Source organism: Butyricicoccus sp. AM05-1 (assembly GCF_003474415.1).
Classification (GTDB): Bacteria; Bacillota; Clostridia; order Oscillospirales; family Butyricicoccaceae; genus Agathobaculum; species Agathobaculum butyriciproducens.
Window position 1 is genome coordinate 211,417 of record NZ_QUDG01000002.1, and the last position, 15,177, is coordinate 226,593.

A 15,177-nucleotide genomic window follows, 5' to 3' on the forward strand; every position below is an offset into this window, starting at 1 on the left:
AAAAGAGCGGTCTCCCGACCGCTCTTTTTTATTCCGAAGCATCAGCATGCGCCCTTTTCCGAGCAGAATTTGACTTCTTTGCCCTCAAGGATCATATTTGTGGTGCGCACGGCGCACATTTTGCCGCACATCGAGCAGGTATGACGCTCGGTCGGCGGAACCTGATTATAGAACCGCTCCGCCTTTTCCGGGTCGAGTGCCAACGCGAACTGCGCGGGCCAGTCCAGCTTATGACGCGCGTCCGCCATTGCGTTATCGCGGTCACGCGCACCGGGCAAACCGAGTGCGATATCGGCGGCATGGGCCGCGATCTTGCTGGCAACGATGCCCTCGCGCACGTCATTTTCATCTGGCAGGCGTAGGTGCTCCGCCGGTGTAACGTAACACAGGAAGTTCGCGCCCACCTGTGCGGCAATAGCGCCGCCGATGGCCGAGGTAATATGGTCGTAACCCGGTGCAATATCAGTGACGAGCGGCCCGAGGACATAGAAAGGCGCTCCATGGCAAAGGCGCTTTTCCATCTGCATATTGGCCGCAATCTCGTTCATCGCCATATGGCCGGGACCTTCGATCATAACCTGCACGTCCTTCGCCCACGCACGCTGTGCAAGGTTGCCCAGCTCGATCAGCTCGCTGATCTGACCCGCGTCGGACGCATCATCAATGCAGCCCGGACGCAGTGCGTCACCCAGCGAAATGGTAACGTCGTAGCGGCGGAGAATGTCCAGCACCTCGTCGTAATACTCGAAGAACGGATTCTCATTGCCGGTCATCTTCATCCACGCGAACAGCAGCGAGCCGCCGCGGGAGACGATGTTCATCCTGCGGCCCTCACGCATAAAGGCTTCGACCGCACGGCGATTGATACCCGCATGAATGGTCATGAAGTCCACACCCTCCTTGGCGTGCGCCTCAACAACCTTGAGGAAATCCTGTGCGGTGATCTCGAGCAGGTCCTTTTCCAGATACCCGATCGCGTCGTACATCGGCACGGTGCCGATCATCGCCGGCGACATGTCGATCAGCTGCTTGCGGAAGGTGTTGGTCTTGCCGTAGTTGGACAGGTCCATGATGGACTCCGCGCCCATGTCAACGGCCATGCGCACCTTGCGCAGCTCCATCTCGTAGTCCTTGCAGTCACCCGAAATGCCGAGATTGACATTGATCTTTACGCGGGTGCCGTCGCCGACCGCCTCTGCGGACAGGCTTTTGTGATTGATGTTCGCCGGAATCGCAATCGTACCCTTTGCGACTCGTTCCATGATGAACTCGACCGGACGGTTTTCCTTTTTGGCGACCGTTTCGATCTCCGGCGTGACGATACCGCGCTTTGCGGCATCCATCTGCGTTGCATAATTTCTCATGGCTTACTGATACTCCTTCTGAATTAGGCAATGCCGCATAATTAAGCAAGAGCGATTTACGAGTAAATTTTGCGTACTGATTAGGCGTGGTTTTGCAGCAATACGAGTGTATTGCAAAAAATCACAACAACATCAGGACGCAAAATTTCCGTAAAGCGCCGCAGCTTTAATTGTGCGGGATTGCCTTTTATATTGCTTCCGGAGTGCGGTATGAAAAGGGGACGCCGAGGCATGCGGTGCGCTCTGTCCTGACGACCCCGCCGCACTTCGGCGGCAGACAAACCTTGTTCTAAGAGGGACGCTGTCCCCCTTAGATACCGAACAAGTTTCCAGGGAAACTTGTCCGGATATCCCCCTCTCGTTTGCACAGCAAACGAGGCCGCGCCGCGGCGGCGCGGGCAGTGGTAAGAAAGTCAGGTACACGCTCTGACTTTCTTAGGGAATTTTATGCGGCACACTGCGGTGCGCCTGTTCTGCTTGTTTTGCCTTCGGCAAAATACAGCAGAAATGTATTAAACGTATAAGTAATCTGCCATAACCGGCTGTAAACCGTGATCGCAGATCGCCTGATATACCTCATTGACCGAGCGGCCGTCCGAAATCTCGAACTGCTCATCGCCCTTATCCTCGCCGGAGTGACCGCCGATACCGACGTCTACACCTGCGGAAATCTTGGTGGCGGCGATGCCGATGATATTATCACGGAAGCCCGCTCGCTCGCGGGTCGAGATAGTGATGGACGCGAACGGCATGAAGATGCGGTATGCACAGACCACCTGCAGCAGCTGCGGCTCGTGCACGTCCTTCGGATTGATCTTATCGTTATTGATAATCGGGCGCAGGCGCGGACACGAGAACGCGATCTCTGCGTGCGGATACTTGCGCTGCAGCAGATACGCGTGCAGACCGGTCGCAAACGCATCCTTGCGGAAGTCGGACAGACCGAGCAGCGCCGCAAAGCCGACACCGCGCATGCCGCCCATCAGTGCACGCTCCTGCGCGTTCAGGCGGTACGGGAAAATGCGCTTGTGACCGCCGAGGTGCAGGGTTTTGTACTTCTGGTCGTCATAGGTCTCCTGAAATACGGTGACGTAGTCCACACCACACTCGTGCAGATAAGCGTACTCATCCACGTTGAGCGGATAAATCTCGATGCCGATGACACGGAAATACTTGCGCGCCAGCTTAACGGCTTCACCGATGTAGGATACCGGCGACATGGCACGGCTCTCGCCGGTCAGAATGAGGATTTCCTGCAGACCGGTCTCCGCGATGGCCTTCAGTTCCTGCTCGATCTCGTCCATGTCCAGCTTGGCACGGCGAATCTTGTTATGACAGTTGAAACCGCAGTAAATGCAGTAATTTTCGCAGTAATTGGCGATATACAGCGGCGTGAACATCTGCACCGAGTTGCCGAAATGCTTGCGCGTTTCGGCCTGTGCGCGCTGCGCCATCTGCTCAAGGAACGGCAGCGCCGCGGGAGACAGCAGCGCCGCGAAGTCCTCCGGCGAGAGAACATCCTTGCGGAGCGCACGCAGCACGTCAGCCGCCGTATAGGCATCCGCGTCATAGGCGTTCATGCGGGAAATGACCTCGTCCTGCACCTCGGAGCCGATGTTGTCCATACCCGGCTGGTACTCCATGTGATTGGTTTGTTCAGTGATATATTTTGCGGAGATGATCTCCGTTTTTTCGTTTTCCATGACAAATACCTTTCTGTTTTCGCGCAAAGCGCGCATTTAATCGAAAATTGCAGCGCAATTTTCATAAAAACGCGGGGCGTGTACCTGCGTTTTTATACAAGGAAGAAAATTTGTGTGCCGTGTAACGACGCGCAAATTTTCTTGCCGGATATGTCCGGGCTTTGCCCGGCATATCCTTTTTCGATTGAAAGCGTGGTTTCAATCGAGAACTTTAATCCTGCAGGAAACCGGTCAGCGGAGAGGATGCCGAAGCCGTCTCACGAACACGGCCCAGACCGGCAAGGTATGCCGTGCGGCCTGCCTCAATCGCCTGCTTGAACGCCTCAGCCATCGCCGGAATATCGCCTGCGGTGGCAATCGCGGTGTTGGCCATGATAGCTGCCGCGCCCATCTCCATCGCCTCGCAAGCCTGCGACGGACGGCCGATGCCTGCGTCCACGATGATCGGCAGATCAATTTCATCAATCAAAATCTTGATGAACTCGCGGGTAGCAAGGCCCTTGTTCGTACCGATCGGAGCCGCCAGCGGCATGATGGAAGCCGCACCGGCATTGACCAGATCACGCGCAACGTTCAGATCGGGGTACATATACGGCATAACGACGAAGCCCTCTTTCGCGAGAATCTCGGTCGCGCGGATGGTCTCCTGATTGTCCGGCAGCAGGTACTTGCTGTCGCGCATGATTTCGATCTTGACGAAATCGCCGCAGCCGCACGCACGCGACAGACGCGCAATGCGAACTGCCTCGTCGGCATTGCGGGCACCCGAGGTGTTCGGCAGCAGCGTTACGCCTTCCGGAATATAGTCGAGGATGTTAGCCGTGCCGCCCTCATTTGCTCGGCGCAGTGCCAGCGTGATGATCTGTGCGCCTGCATTCTGCACAGCAGCGTTGATCAGGTCGAGCGAATACTTGCCGGAACCAAGGATAAAGCGGGACTGGAACTCGTGTCCGCCGATTACAAGCGTATCTTTCATGTGAAAAACTCCTTTTTCTTGACCCATTTAAGGGAAACGTATAAACTGATAGTATAAATAAGAAAGGGGAACGTAAAAGTGAAAAAGTTTATCGAAGAATTCAAAGCCTTCGCGCTGCGCGGCAACGTGATGGACATGGCAATCGGTGTTATCATCGGCGGTGCGTTCACCAGCATCGTGACTTCACTGACCGATAACCTCATTAACCCGATCCTCGGTGCGGCCGGGAGCACCGACCTGAGCGCGTTCGTGCTCAAGATTGGCGGTGTGGAACTGCGCTACGGTGCATTCATCACCTCGATCATCAACTTTTTGATCATGGCGTTCGTGCTGTTCTGTCTGCTCAAGGCGGTCAATAAGCTGACTGCGCTCGGCAAAAAGCCGGAAGCACCCGCAGAGCCGACCACCAAAACGTGCCCGTTCTGCTGCAGCGAAATTCCGATCAAGGCCGTCAAGTGTGCACACTGCGGTTCCGATCAGCCCAAGGGATAATTACATAGCCGTGCGAGGGGCGAACCGGTCGGTTCGCCCTTTTTATTTGCCGTTACGGCTCTGTCTCTCCAATGAGCAAGCGCAGCACCATCGTGCCTTCATGTGCCGAGCAGACCGCTACGCGCGGCGCCATCAGACCGAGACCGTCGGCTACATCGCTTGTACCGTCGCCGCAGAGGTACACATGGCCGAAGCGTTTTTCGGTCTTGATCAGGTTCGCTGAGCCGTAGCCTGCCATGCCGCTGCCCGACACGACCGGCTTTTCCGGCAGTCTGGTAAGCAGATTCTCGAGCAGCATGGCCTTCTGGTCCGGCTTGTCGAACGCCTCTACGACCACATCACAGCCGGAGAACAGCCGCTCCACGTTAGACGGAACGACCCGCTCGGTGTAAGTCTCGTAGGTGAGATAGGGATTGATGGCCTCAAGCTGCTCGACAAGTGCGAGCGTTTTCGGAATACCGAGGTCTTTCATCGTGTAATGCTGTCGGTTGAGGTTGGTGATGTCCACCACATCGAAATCCACGAGGATGAGATGACCGACACCCAGCCGCGCCAGAAAAATCGCAAGGTTGGAGCCAAGTCCGCCCAAACCCGCAATGCCGACACACGCCTTGTCCAGCTTAGCCTGAATATCCGCGCCGTGGCGTTCCACCAGTGCGTCATGCAGTTGTTCTTTGGTTAAAATCATGATTTTTCTCCTGTAATCACGCGCAGCGTGCATTTAATCGGAAAGAAATTGCATTGCAATTTCTATGAAAACCGGGAGCATGTATCTCGGTTTTCATACCAGTAAGAAATTTGTGTACCGCTTGCGGCGCGCAAATTTCTTTGGGACATATCCGCGTCTTACGCGGTATGTCCCCTCTCGATTGAAACTGTAGTTTCAATCGAAGAATATCAGCCGCCGCCCACAAAGCATACGACTTCCAGATGGTCTGCATCGGTCAGCTTCTCTTCCGCGAACTGCGCGCGCGGAATGATGGTGCCGTTCTTCTCGACAGCCACACGCTGCGGGTCGTGACCCAGCTCCTTCAGCAGCGCCAGTACGGTTCCTTCTGCGGGAACAGCGCGCTCGTTACCGTTTACTTTCATGCAAATATCCTCTTTTCTGCAAGAAAAAATGCTCCGGTTTCACCATTCGGTAAAACCGGAGCATTAAAATTTCAAGTATATGCGACAGCTTCCCTACGATGGTGCTAACCAACAGGTTCAAAAGGTTAGGCTCTCGCCCTCTCAGCCGCTCATCACGGCACCCTTGCTTGCAAATACAGTATGCACCTCATTCTCCCACTTGTCAAGCACATTTTTTTCGGATATAATGCAGTTATACAATGCAAACATTCGTTCGAAAGGAGATGATGACCGATGGACAGAACCATTCTGCACTGCGACTGCAACTCGTTTTTCGCGAGTGTGGAAACGCTGCTCGACCCGTCGCTCGCCGATGGTCCAACCGCCGTCTGCGGTGATCCGGAGAGCCGCCACGGCATCATTCTCGCCAAGAACGAGAAGGCCAAAGCCTTCGGCGTACAAACTGCCGAGACCATCTGGCAGGCGAAACGGAAATGCCCGGATTTACGGTTGGTAGCACCGCATCGAAGCGAATATGTGAAGTTTTCGCGCAAATGCAACGAGCTGTACCTGCAGTACACCGATCTTGTCGATCCGTTCGGCATTGACGAATCCTTCCTTGATGTCACCGGCTCGATGCACCTGTTCGGCTCCGGCGAGCATATCGCGGACGAGCTGCGCCGCCGCATGCGCGAGGAGGTCGGACTGACCATCTCGGTCGGCGTGTCGTTCAACCGCGCGTTCGCCAAGCTCGGCAGCGATTACAAAAAGCCGGACGGCACGACGGTCTTTTCGCGCGAAAATTTCAAGCAGCGCGTGTGGGCCTTGCCCGCGAACACACTCCTGTATGTCGGCAAACGCGCCAGCGACCGGCTGAATCGACTGGGCGTGCGCACGATCGGCGAACTTGCCGCCTGCGATCCGGCATTTATCCACAGCATTCTGGGCAAAAACGGTGATCTTCTGCTGCGTTATGCCAGAGGCGAGGACGATGAGCCGGTGCGCTCGTTTTACGCGGAACGCGAGGTCAAATCGGTCGGCAACAGCATGACGTTCGCGCACAATCTGCTCGGCGCGGACGAATGCCGCATGGGCATTACGGCGCTGTGCGACAATGTCGGCAGACGTTTGCGAAAGCGCGGCATGGTGTGCCAGACCGTGCAGCTCGGCATCCGCGACCCGGAATTTCACAACCGCTCGCGGCAGGTAACGCTTGAGCGGCCGACCAACTCCACGCGGACGCTCATCGATCTGTCCATGCAGCTGCTGCTCGGGCACTGGCCGATGGACAAGCCGGTGCGCCTGCTGTCGGTCACGGCAGCCAATCTGCTGCCGGAAAATCAGTCGTGCGAGCAGCTTTCGCTGTTTGATGCCGCCGAGGATATCCAAAAGCGCGACCGCCAGCATAAGCTCGACCAGACGGTTGACGCACTGCGACAGAAATTCGGTGATCAATCCGTTATGTTCGCGCATTCGGTGAAGAAAAAGGATAAAACAGATAAAAAATGAGGACATATCTACCGGATATGTCCTCATTTTGCGTTACTGCGTCAGCCGAAAGGAAATCGCCCATCTGCCGTCCATCAGGTTGCTTGCGGTGTAGATATCACCGGTAAGTGTACAGCCGGCAACATCCTCGTATGCCATCGGGAAAACGTACTCGGTGACTTCTGCATCCGCGTCAGAATCGATGTAGGAAACGTCGTAATCTCGCCAAAGCTCAGTGCCGTCCGTCATGCGGAGTACCCCAAAATTTGCATGGTTGTCGCGCGACAGCTTGCCTTCCGTGCGGTATGACAGGTGCAGTGCATCATCGTGCCACGCTGCCGCAGTGAGCGTAACATTGCCGTCCTCGCTCTGCCAAAGCGTGCCCTGCGGAACAAGAAAATCATAGTCGTGCATGGTTTCGTACAGCGAGATATCCGACGCACTCAGACCGTTGATATCGTGGTTCTCGGTCGGTGCATTCTGCGGCACAGCGGACAAATCCGCCGTTACCGGAACGCCTTCCTGTTCCACTTTGCCAATCAGCAGCTTGTTAAACGAAAACTCGAACGCGCCTGCCGGAATATCTCCTCCCAAATCGTCAATTTGAAGAAAATACGTTGCCGTGTGGGTACTTGGGTCGTAGTCAACCGTCGAGCAGCCGCAGGACAGCGGTGCAGTTCTGCCCAAGCGCGGATAATCCAAATGCCAGCTGTCGTACATATCCGGCGCGGCATCGCCGAACACGCTGCCGGTGGTGTCGGTCAGCGACAAATACACCTTTGCCGTGCTGCCTTCCACGTCCGCCGAAACGACCTCCAGCTTGACGCCCTGATCCTCGCAGACCTGCCCGACCGGCTGCAGGTACTCCGCCATGCCGGGCGCAATTTGGTACAGCACCCGCAGAACCGCCTCCTGATTGGCGGCTACGGCGGTGCTCACGCAGGCCAGTGCCGCCGCAACCGCAAGGATGATCTTGAGCGGTTTTCGCGCTCTGTGCGGCCTGCCGCTCTCCATTTTGGCGATTGTCTGCTGCACCAGTGCGTCGCTCGGCGTGATATTCTCATTCATGCCGCGGTACTGCTTGTGAAAATCCATCGTCCAACTCTCCTTTCATCAATTCGCGCAGCTGTGTCCGTGCGCGTGTCAGCCGTGTACGTATTGCGGACGGTTTTTCCCCGCTCATGCGCGCAATCTCCTCTGCGGTGTAGCCCTCGCAGTAGAATAAATGCACTGCCGTGCGGTACTTAGGCGTCAGCCGCCGCAGGGCTTCATCCAGTGCGCTGTCCTCCGGCTCGGGAAACGGAATGCGGTCATCGAGCGGTGTGTCGTGCCGCCGCCATGCCATGCGCCAGTGGCTTTTCAGGCAGTTGAGCGTCACCCGCAGCAGCCATGCCTTTTCGTGCTCCTCGCTGTCGAAAACCGGCTTTTTACGCACGGTCTGGAGAAAGACCTCCTGAAAAATATCGTCCGCGTCGTGACGGCTGCGCGTCTGCGCATACGCCAATCGGTATACCATGTCGCCGTAGACGCTGACGAGTTGTTCGGGTGTTTTTGCAGTCATGCTCCATCCTCCTTTCACCGGTAATACGAAATAAAAACCCGAAGTGCTACAAATCTTCGCAGAAATTTATCGCACTTCGGGTTGCATTTATTTTGTCCAGGCTTGCTTGAGCAGCTTTGCCGCCTCGCCGATCTGCTGTTCGGTCAGGCCGGCATAGCCGAGCACAAGCGTTGCTCGCGGTGGCTTGACCGGCGGCGTATAGTACGCCGAAAGCGGGTAAACACGCACACCAACCGCCTTTGCACGCTCAATAAGTTCGTGCTCGAGCATGCCGTTGCGCATGTGCAGCAGCAGGTGCAGACCGGCTTCCGAGCGCGAGACCTCATGCGGCAGATCGGCCAGCTCGCGGTCAAGCGCGGCCATGAGCGCGTCGCGGCGTGCCTGATAGACCTTGCGGCTGCGACTGATGTGCCGCTCGAAGCCGCCGGTGTGCATGAAGGCCGCCAGCGTGTACTGGTCAAAGCTCGGCACGGTAGATGAGTACCGCGAAAACCGTTCACGATAGCGCGCCATCAACGCATTCGGCAGCACCAGATAGCCGATGCGCAGTCCGGGGGCAAGGCTTTTCGCGAAGGTGTTGACGTACACAACGCGTCCGGTCCTGTCCAGCTCACCCAACGCCGGAATCGGGCGTGAGGCATAGCGGAATTCGCTGTCGTAGTCATCCTCGATGATGTAGCGGTCGGGCGCTTCCGACGCCCAGCGGAGGATTTCCAGTCGGCGGGCAGCCGTCATAACCGTGCCCAGTGGGAAATGGTGCGACGGCGTAAGGTATACCACCGATGCGTCACTCGCGGCCAGCGCGTCAGCACGCAGACCGTGCTTGTCCAGCGGTGTCGGACGCACGGTCACACCGTTCACTGCGAAAATCTGGTACAGCTTGCGGTAGCCGGGGTTCTCGAGCGCGTACACGCGGTCGCGGCCGAGCAGCTGAATGACAAGGTGCATCAGATACTCCGATCCTGCACCGATCAGGATGTTGTCCGGCGAGACGTTGATGCCGCGGAAGTCGTGCAGGTAGCGCACGATCTCCTCTCGAAGTTCCGCCGCGCCGCATGGGTCGGTCGCACGGAGCAGCGCACTCGAGTATTCGCTCAGCACACTGCGCGACAGCCGCGCCCATGTGGAGAACGGAAAGCAGCCGTTATCGACAAAATCTGTGCGAAAATCGTAAGGATAGGTCTCCTCAGAGATGGAAATCGGCGGCAAAGGCGGTGTAGATGGCTCCTGTGGCTCGGAAACCGGCACAGCAAGCTGCTCCTGCACAAAGTAGCCGCGCCGTGGCGCAGAGGCGATGTAGCCTTCGGCGGCAAGCTGGCCGTAAGCGGTTTCCACGGTGATCTGGCTGACGCGCAGATTAGCCGCCAGCTTGCGTTTGCTCGGCAGGCGCGTGCCGCCGGGCAAGGCGCCGGACATGATGTCCGCGCGGACAGCGTGGTAGAGCTGCTCGTAGAGCGGCTGTTGATCGTGCGGTTTAAGGTGGTAAGTCAGCATGGCCGGAGGCTCCTTTCTTTGCGTCTTTTGCAAAATCTGTGCTGATTTTATGAGTTATCGCTTGCGAAGCGAACGAAATCTGCGCTGACGCCGCGCGGGCGCACAAGAGGGTAGACACCAAGGTTTCTACCCTCTTGTGAATCACCCGTTTCCTGTCATAGTCTGGCGCAGACCAGAGACCGGCGACCGCTGCGAAAATAGGGGTACGGCAGTCGGGTTACTCTTGCGTTTGTTTCGTAAAATATTCGCAGTTCCCGGATAGCTTACTGCTACACAGACCGGCTACTTCCAGCAGGCGCGACATACCCGTGTCGCGCAATTCGTTAGCGTGTTATCACAGACGGCACCTACGAAGATAAATGTTACCAAGTGTCTATATTCGCAGGTGCTGTCTACAATCTCCAGACTAACGATTCGTGCGGCACTGTTATGCCGCACCCAGCGTAGAGCCGCCGATCTGTGTAGCAGTCAGAAAACAGCTTGAGCATCTGCGGTTGAGAAATGGGCGGCCATTGGCCGCCCCTACGGAAGATGAACAGTACGGCCGTTCCCCCATAGTCTCAGTTCTCTGATAGCCGCCGTGCTAAGAGGAAACGGGGAGATTCACAAGAGGGGTGGAAACCTTAGGTGTCTATCCCTCTTGTGCGCCTGCGCGGCGTCAGCGCAGTTCCCCTCGCCTCGAAGGCGAAAAACTTACGTTAAATAAGCGCCATCGAACGCAGAATGAACAGCGTCAATGTCAGCGTAACCGCACTCAACGCCGTGCTGAGCACAATGATCGACGATGACAGCACATGATCGCCGCCCATATTTTTCGCCATAACATAACCGGACGCTGTGCTCGGCGCACCGCACAGGATGACGATAGCCACCAGTGTCTGCTCGCGGAAGCCGAGCGCCACGCCCATCGGCAGAAAGATAACGCTCAGCAGCACCAGCTTGATAAACACGGCTGCACAAGTCGGGCCCAGCTTTTTGATTGCCTTTGCGCCCTCAAAGCCCGCGCCGATGCTCAGCAGCGCCATCGGCGTTGCACAGTTGCCCAGCATGGACAGACCCTTGTCCAGCATCGGCGGAAAGTCGATTGCTAGGAGCGAGAACGGCAGACCCGCGAAAATACCCAGTATGATCGGGTTGGTGATGATGCCGCGCAGCGTTTTGCCGACCAGACCGCGGTGGTCCGCCTGCTGTGCGTCCGGCGCGGTGACAGTCAGCACCAGCACCGAAAAGATGTTGTACAGCGGCACGCTTGCCACGATCATCAGCGGCACAAGACCGGCATTGCCGTATAGATTCTGCACAAAGGCCACGCCCAGAATCGCCTGCGAGCCGCGGAAAGCGCCCTGCGTGAACGCGCCAACCATGCTCTTATCTTTGAGAAAGAGGGACGCGCCGATCCAGACGGCAAAAAAATACACCGTCGTCGCACCCGCGCAGAAAAAGAAAAACACGGGGTCGAACTGCTCGGTGATGCGTCCCTGCGCGATATCGCGGAACAGCAGGATCGGCAGCAGCACCTTGAACGACAGACGGTCAATGTCGGTCAGCGTCTGCTTGGTGAAAAAGTTTTTGCTGCGCAGCCAGCGGCCAAGCACGATGATCGCAAAAATCGGCACGGTGGCATTCAGACAGAATATCAGGTTATCCATTGGTTTCTCCCTCCACAGCTGCTTCCTCGTGGCGGAAGAAGTCCTGCAGTTTCTCCAAGCTCTGCGCCAGAAGCGCGGTCTGCTCGGGTGAGAGCGTGTCCACCAAAGACGCGATCATGCGCTCGTGAAAGTCCTTGTGGTACTCGTAGGCGGCTCTGCCCTTGTCGGTGAGCATGATATTGACAACGCGGCGGTCCTCCTGGCTGCGCACGCGGCGCACCAGTCCCTTGGAGACCAGCTTGTCGCACGCAACGGTCAGCGTGGCCAGTGTTACGCCGATTGACCTGGCAACCTCGCTCATACGCACAGGTTCCCTGTCACCGATCTTCTCGATGATATGGATTTCAGTGATGGACACCGCGCTGCCCAGTCCGCCCGCCATGGCGCGTTCTTCGATTTTGTTGATCCGGCCGAACACATCGACCAGAAAGGAATTGAGCTGCTCTGCGTCTTCCATGTTCGTGCTGTCCCTCCGTTAGTTCGTTAATCTAACTAAATATTAGCATAAAATTGTCGAGCTTGCAACAAAAAAGGCGCAATCGAATGATTGCGTCAATGGATATAGGATTTTTCGAGCTAAATAATGAAGAAAGGAAAATCGACGTGGTCGTGAATCGGTTTGGAAAACGGCGGGGTGAGGGCTGCCCGCCCTCCCCCCGCCGTCTATCGGATTGGCACCATTGATAATGAACAAATGCAACCGTCACATACGCAGCACAAACGAAACTCGCGCAAGGATAGGCCATTTTCAATTCTGCATCATTTCACTGTGCATTTGTGCATTTTTATACAGACTTACACATTGCACAGTGCCGCTATCGCGGCCCTCAGGAGGGCGCTCAGCACGGCGAGCGTAATACACAGGAAATACGGCATCCTGCACGTTCGAAGCGAATACCGTCCGGTGGCTTCACCGCCCTGCCAGACCATAGAGCATGCGGCAAGCAGCGCGGAGACGCTCAGCACGGCGGGTACGCCGGCTGCTCCGATGATGAGGGCGTTTCCTTCTCCCACGCTGACCGCGACGGTCATGGCAAGTACGAAGCCGCGTGCTGCGGCAACCGCACTCAGCAGCAGCTCTCTCGGGCGCAGAAAGGCGCACACGAGCGGCAGCAGCACCCAGATAAGCGCGCACAGCGTGCTCTGCACCACATGCGCAGGCAATTCAGCCAGCAGACCGGAAAGCACTGCCGCGCCGTCCCCTTCGCTGGCCCGCAGACCGGTCAGACCGCCCGCCGCTGCACCGCACAGGAACATCGCACACAGGAACAGGAACACCGGTGTCCGCACCAAATCGTCAAAAAAACCGAGAATATGCTGTTTGTTCATACGTCTTCCCCCTTGGAAAAGTCATAGAACAGCATATTCCCGGTTTTATCTTTTTAGAACAACAGACGGACTTAGCCTTCCTCGTTGATCATCTCGCACATCGCGTTCACCATGTCCTTGCAGGGCTGGCGCAGGAACGGGCGTGCCTTTTTGTTGATCTCGTAGGTTGCATACAGCTTGCCTTCCTCGTCACGGTGCAGCACGGCCGCGATCAACTCGGTTGCAGCGGCGATGCGGTCAGCCAGGTACGCAAGATCCACCTTTTCGCTGTCGCACACGGAAACTACCACGCGCTTTTGCGAACTGCTGGAAATCTTGGCAAGCTCGGTCGGCATTTCACGCTTCGAAGCGGTGAGCAGCACGATCTCACTCTTGATCACGGCAGCAAGTTCGTCCTCGCAGATACGAACCTCGTCGTAGCCCTCTGCAGCCTTGCAGGCCGCCGCATTCTTCGCGGACAGGAACAGATTGCGCTGCGGTATGACCTCCTTCTCCAGGATGGCGCGGATCAGCTTCTGAAGATATTCACCTTCACCAAGCACGGAAACCAGTACATTCTGCGGCATAATATCATCTCCTTCACAGGGCAGTACAAATACAAGAGCAATTATACGCACAAACAGCCCGTTTCGCAACGGATTTTACATATTCTTTTTGCAATTCATCACTTCGACTGATTTGCACAAATTTTATCCATTGCCTTTAGGTAAATTGCACATTCCAGACGCTTACGCTCCATCTCGCAGCCGAGGTCGTAGGAGTCGTTCATGTCGTGGTTCATGTTGTAGTTTGCTGCCGAGCAGCCGCCCGAGCAGTAGAACTTCGCCCAGCACTTCTGGCACTTCGGACGAGAATAGATGTTCATGCCGGCAAACTTCTGCGCGATGTCCATATTGAAGGACTGGTCGAGCACACTGCCCTGCTTGAACTCATCCTTGCCGACAAACTGGTGGCAGGGATAGATATCGCCGTCCGGCGTTACGGCTACATACTCATAACCCGCACCGCAGCCGCGCAGACGCTTAACAACGCACGGACCCTGATCCAGATCGACCATGAAGTGGAAGAAGGTAAACGGCTTGCCTTCCTTCTTACGCTCGAGCATGATATCGGTCAGACGGTCGTACTCGGCCTCAATCTTCGGCAGATCGTCCTCGGTCAAGTCGTAGCCGCAGCCCGGGTCAGCCGTTACCGGCTCGACGGAAAGGCGGTCAAAGCCTGCATCCGCGATGCTCAGCACATCCTCAGCAAAATCGAGGTTGTGCGAGGTAAACGTGCCGCGCGCGTAGTAATCGAGGTTCGGGTCGCGCTCGTCCACCAGCGCCTTGAACTTGGGCACGATGGTGTCGTAGCTGCCCGTACCGGCTACCGTCTTGCGGAACTCGTCGTTGACCTCACGGCGGCCGTCGAGCGACAGCACGCAGTTGTCCATGTTCTCGTTGATGTACTTGCGCTTGTCCTCATCGAGCAGCAGGCCGTTGGTGGTGATAGTGAAGCGGAACTTCTTGTTATGCTTCTCCTCCAGGCTGCGGGCATAATCGACCGTCTGGGTAACGGTATCCCACGCCATGAGCGGCTCACCGCCGAAGAAATCGACCTCGATGTTGTGACGCACGCCGGAACGCGCGATAACAAAGTCGATGGCCTTCTTGGCGATCTCAGGCGGCATGATCTTGCGGCCCTGACCAAAGTCGCCGGTGGATGCGAAGCAGTACTTGCAGCGCAGGTTGCAGTCGTGCGCTACGTGCAGGCACAGAGCCTTGACCGGTGCATTCACCGGAATGTAGCGACTTACATCGATGTAGTCATCCTGCGCGAACAGCTGACCAGCCTTTTTCAGCTCGTACAGCTCGTCATATGCCTCGTGGATCTCGTCCGCGGTGTAGTCCGGCAGGGCGTCAACGATGCTCTGCGGACAGGTATCACCCATGTTTTCATCCAGCAGTCCGGACACTGCATAGCTGATGTCATCGAGCAGATGTACCGCGCCCGAGTTGACATCGAGCACGAAATTCAGCCCTTTTTTCTGATAACGATGAATCATTTATTT

The 15,177-nt window shown here is 56.5% G+C and carries 15 protein-coding genes and 1 riboswitch; of the genes, 2 read left to right on the forward strand and 13 right to left on the reverse strand.

Features of this window, described 5'->3' with window-relative positions:
- Positions 1-41: 41 nt before the first annotated feature.
- From thiC to DW088_RS04965, 3 genes are all read right to left on the reverse strand, one after another.
- Positions 42-1,364 carry a phosphomethylpyrimidine synthase ThiC gene (thiC, locus tag DW088_RS04955; protein WP_118359958.1) on the reverse strand — a complete coding sequence of 441 codons (1,323 nt, stop codon included), beginning with the start codon at positions 1,362-1,364 and terminating at the stop codon, positions 42-44.
- 512 nt (positions 1,365-1,876) lie between these two features.
- Positions 1,877-3,067: a 2-iminoacetate synthase ThiH gene (thiH, locus tag DW088_RS04960; RefSeq protein ID WP_442861172.1), complete on the reverse strand. Its 1,191-nt coding sequence runs from the start codon at positions 3,065-3,067 to the stop codon at positions 1,877-1,879.
- A 211-nt stretch (positions 3,068-3,278) separates the two neighbouring features.
- The gene (locus tag DW088_RS04965) at positions 3,279-4,043 is read right to left on the reverse strand and encodes a thiazole synthase (protein WP_110435335.1); all 765 of its coding nucleotides are present in this window, start codon (positions 4,041-4,043) and stop codon (positions 3,279-3,281) included.
- A 78-nt stretch (positions 4,044-4,121) separates the two neighbouring features.
- On the opposite strand from DW088_RS04965, the gene mscL reads away from it, so the two are divergent.
- The gene (mscL, locus tag DW088_RS04970; protein ID WP_118359960.1) at positions 4,122-4,535 is read left to right on the forward strand and encodes a large conductance mechanosensitive channel protein MscL; all 414 of its coding nucleotides are present in this window, start codon (positions 4,122-4,124) and stop codon (positions 4,533-4,535) included.
- A gap of 52 nt (positions 4,536-4,587) precedes the next feature.
- Here the strand turns inward: mscL and thiF are convergent, their stop codons facing one another.
- Positions 4,588-5,223 carry a sulfur carrier protein ThiS adenylyltransferase ThiF gene (gene thiF, locus DW088_RS04975; protein ID WP_117751049.1) on the reverse strand — a complete coding sequence of 212 codons (636 nt, stop codon included), beginning with the start codon at positions 5,221-5,223 and terminating at the stop codon, positions 4,588-4,590.
- Between the two features lie 209 nt (positions 5,224-5,432).
- Positions 5,433-5,627 (reverse strand): sulfur carrier protein ThiS, encoded by a 195-nt coding sequence (thiS, locus tag DW088_RS04980; protein WP_199720411.1) that lies wholly within the window; start codon positions 5,625-5,627, stop codon positions 5,433-5,435.
- A gap of 72 nt (positions 5,628-5,699) precedes the next feature.
- A riboswitch (TPP riboswitch) is annotated at positions 5,700-5,802 on the reverse strand.
- Positions 5,803-5,900: 98 nt separating this feature from the next.
- On the opposite strand from thiS, the gene dinB reads away from it, so the two are divergent.
- Positions 5,901-7,115 (forward strand): DNA polymerase IV, encoded by a 1,215-nt coding sequence (gene dinB, locus DW088_RS04985; protein WP_118359962.1) that lies wholly within the window; start codon positions 5,901-5,903, stop codon positions 7,113-7,115.
- A 33-nt stretch (positions 7,116-7,148) separates the two neighbouring features.
- Here dinB and DW088_RS04990 read toward each other — a convergent pair whose 3' ends face one another.
- From DW088_RS04990 to scfB, 8 genes are all read right to left on the reverse strand, one after another.
- Positions 7,149-8,189 (reverse strand): hypothetical protein, encoded by a 1,041-nt coding sequence (locus DW088_RS04990; RefSeq protein WP_118359964.1) that lies wholly within the window; start codon positions 8,187-8,189, stop codon positions 7,149-7,151.
- Complete coding sequence (locus tag DW088_RS04995) at positions 8,155-8,655, reverse strand: RNA polymerase sigma factor (protein ID WP_118359966.1); 501 nt, start codon at positions 8,653-8,655, stop codon at positions 8,155-8,157. The genes DW088_RS04990 and DW088_RS04995 overlap by 35 nt, the downstream gene beginning before the upstream one ends.
- An 87-nt stretch (positions 8,656-8,742) precedes the next feature.
- Positions 8,743-10,149 carry a MocR-like pyridoxine biosynthesis transcription factor PdxR gene (pdxR, locus tag DW088_RS05000; protein WP_118359968.1) on the reverse strand — a complete coding sequence of 469 codons (1,407 nt, stop codon included), beginning with the start codon at positions 10,147-10,149 and terminating at the stop codon, positions 8,743-8,745.
- 698 nt (positions 10,150-10,847) lie between these two features.
- Positions 10,848-11,798 (reverse strand): AEC family transporter, encoded by a 951-nt coding sequence (locus tag DW088_RS05005; RefSeq protein WP_118284652.1) that lies wholly within the window; start codon positions 11,796-11,798, stop codon positions 10,848-10,850.
- The gene (locus DW088_RS05010) at positions 11,791-12,255 is read right to left on the reverse strand and encodes a MarR family winged helix-turn-helix transcriptional regulator (RefSeq protein WP_118359970.1); all 465 of its coding nucleotides are present in this window, start codon (positions 12,253-12,255) and stop codon (positions 11,791-11,793) included. Before DW088_RS05010 ends, DW088_RS05005 begins: the two co-directional genes overlap by 8 nt.
- A 338-nt stretch (positions 12,256-12,593) precedes the next feature.
- Entirely contained in the window at positions 12,594-13,127 is a 534-nt protein-coding gene (locus DW088_RS05015) for a hypothetical protein (RefSeq protein WP_118359972.1), read from the reverse strand.
- A gap of 71 nt (positions 13,128-13,198) precedes the next feature.
- Positions 13,199-13,693 (reverse strand): NAD(P)-binding domain-containing protein, encoded by a 495-nt coding sequence (locus DW088_RS05020; RefSeq protein ID WP_118359974.1) that lies wholly within the window; start codon positions 13,691-13,693, stop codon positions 13,199-13,201.
- Between the two features lie 98 nt (positions 13,694-13,791).
- On the reverse strand, positions 13,792-15,171 hold the full coding sequence (gene scfB, locus DW088_RS05025) for a thioether cross-link-forming SCIFF peptide maturase (protein WP_118359976.1): 1,380 nt from the start codon (positions 15,169-15,171) through the stop codon (positions 13,792-13,794).
- Positions 15,172-15,177: the final 6 nt, after the last annotated feature.